The 1,991-nt window shown below is 42.4% G+C and carries 4 protein-coding genes; all 4 read right to left on the reverse strand.

The features are described from left to right. Positions 1–19 precede the first annotated feature (19 nt). Positions 20–355, reverse strand: a complete 336-nt coding sequence (locus tag RMO27_RS19475) for a single-stranded DNA-binding protein (protein WP_309735633.1) — start codon at positions 353–355, stop codon at positions 20–22. Between the two features lie 102 nt (positions 356–457). Then, positions 458–736 (reverse strand): hypothetical protein, encoded by a 279-nt coding sequence (locus RMO27_RS19480; protein ID WP_309735635.1) that lies wholly within the window; start codon positions 734–736, stop codon positions 458–460. 154 nt (positions 737–890) lie between these two features. Continuing rightward, positions 891–1,292, reverse strand: a complete 402-nt coding sequence (locus RMO27_RS19485) for a single-stranded DNA-binding protein (RefSeq protein WP_309735637.1) — start codon at positions 1,290–1,292, stop codon at positions 891–893. Between the two features lie 145 nt (positions 1,293–1,437). After that, the gene (locus tag RMO27_RS19490; protein WP_309735639.1) at positions 1,438–1,917 is read right to left on the reverse strand and encodes a hypothetical protein; all 480 of its coding nucleotides are present in this window, start codon (positions 1,915–1,917) and stop codon (positions 1,438–1,440) included. Positions 1,918–1,991: the final 74 nt, after the last annotated feature.

The raw sequence follows: 1,991 nt of genomic DNA on the forward strand, positions 1-1,991 counted from the left end.
TGAGTGCTGAATTGGCGATCTAGACAGTTTGCAAAGCATTACGAGAATTGCTACCGATGAGTCCGACTCGATCGACGATAATCTGGACTCTAGCGCGAGGTTCGCCAGTCGATTTATCATCCCAACGGTTGACACTGATTCGACCTTGAATATTGACTTGTTCGCCTTTACGGACGTAGTTAGCCAAAATTTCGCCAGTCTTACCGAAGGCAGTCAATGGATACCAATCAGTTGTGTCTTTGTCGATAGTAACTGCAAGAGAAGCACCAACACGAATACCATTTTCAGACCAACTTGACTCTGGATCTTGACCGAGACGACCGAGCAATTGAATGGAATTAATTGAATTAGACATGGAAATATTCTCCTAAGTTAGTGTAAAAGACATAGTTAATCTGTAATTAACTTTCACTACTGATTTGCGAAGCTCAGTTAACCACAGATCGAAATAATTGATTTAGACAATAGCGGGGATAGGCAAAGTAACTTGGATTGCCTGACTGATGTTCAGAGTTAAGGAAGGAATCCCTAAACCATCTTTGATCGATCGAAGCATTCCAATCGCAACAATCGTTCTACCAGGAGTTACAGTGTTTTTGAGACGGGAAGCATTACCAGAGATCGTAATTCGTTCGGCAGGATTATCTTTACCATTATCGAATGTGCCATAACCAACTAGTTCTTCATCAGTTAGTTGAATGTTTTCTACAGTAATAGTCAAAGTAGCATTTCGCATGGGAATATTTTCCGAAGTTATGTGTTCTATTATGAAAAAGCGTAGTCAGTCAATCTCAATAAAAAACTGAGATTAACTTTCACTTCTAATTCGCGAAGCTCAGTAAATCTCAGTTGGTAATATTCAGGTTGAAAAATGAATACAAACTAGCTATCTAGAAGGGAATCTGGTCAGCCTCGTCATCAGAGATAGATGTAGCAGGAACTGTTTGTCGAACTGGAGTTGGACTTTTGCTGCCAGTTGGCAAAGTCTTAGGATTGCCAGCAACTAAACTGATGGACTCGACGACAATTTCAGCTTTCGATCGAGGATTACCAGCACCATCAACCCAGCTACTCAGAGCAATTCGACCTTCGATCGCGACTTGTTCGCCTTTACGCACGAAGTTAGCCAGGATTTCAGCAGTTTTTCCGAAGGCGGTCAAGGCATACCAATCAGTCGTGGTTTTATCGATCGTGACGGCTAAGGAGCCTTTAGTGCGTAGACCGCTATCAGACCAAATGGCTTCAGGATCTTGACCGAGGCGACCAAACAATTGAACGGAATTAATAAACATGAAAATATTCTCCTAAGTTAGTTGTGTACTATTTCTATGAAGTGTTCCAATCCTCACCCAGCCCGAAAGCCAGGTGCAACAAAATCCAAGATTGACTTTCACATCTACATAGCGAAGCTCAGTCAATCTTGGTAGGAATGTTAATTTAGACAGCAGCTAGAACCTTTGGTTTTCTGCTACGAGTGGCTTTGGGTTTAGCAGGTGCAACTGGTTCGACTTCGATCGCGGGCTGCTCGATTTCGGCTAGCGATTGCTCGTCTAACAATTCGGCTTCGAGCGCATCAGCTTCAGGCATATCGTTAGGTTCAGCAGCAGGGACAAGCAGTTTGATGTCATTATGTTCTGGGTCAACTGCGGGAGTAGGATCTACAGGGGCAACTTCCAGAGCTTGAGTGATATTCAAACTCAGCACAGTAATTCCAGCAGCATCTTTAATTACACGCATATTACCTTCAGCAACTAGGGTTACACCAGGAACGATCGTATCTCGCAAGCGTGGAGCATAGGCAGTAAAGCTAATTGGGTCGAGCGTCTTGCCATTATTGAAACGTCCGTGTCCAACAAGATTTTTAGCATCGATTGCTTGAACGAAGTCAACAGTCAAAGTTAAAGTTGCAGATCTCATTGAAATATTCTCCTAATTTATGTTCTATTTCCAAATAGCGAAGCCAAGTCAATCTCAAATAAATTCAAGATTAA

The organism is Chamaesiphon sp. OTE_75_metabat_556, from assembly GCF_031378165.1.
GTDB lineage: Bacteria > Cyanobacteriota > Cyanobacteriia > Cyanobacteriales > Chamaesiphonaceae > Chamaesiphon.

Excerpts from the sequence above, each read along its gene's own strand:
- RMO27_RS19490 (WP_309735639.1), bottom strand. The coding sequence starts at position 1,917 with ATGAGATCTGCAACTTTAACTTTGACTGTTGACTTCGTTCAAGCAATC.
- RMO27_RS19480 (WP_309735635.1), bottom strand. The coding sequence starts at position 736 with ATGCGAAATGCTACTTTGACTATTACTGTAGAAAACATTCAACTAACT.
- RMO27_RS19485 (WP_309735637.1), bottom strand. The coding sequence starts at position 1,292 with ATGTTTATTAATTCCGTTCAATTGTTTGGTCGCCTCGGTCAAGATCCT.
- RMO27_RS19475 (WP_309735633.1), bottom strand. The coding sequence starts at position 355 with ATGTCTAATTCAATTAATTCCATTCAATTGCTCGGTCGTCTCGGTCAA.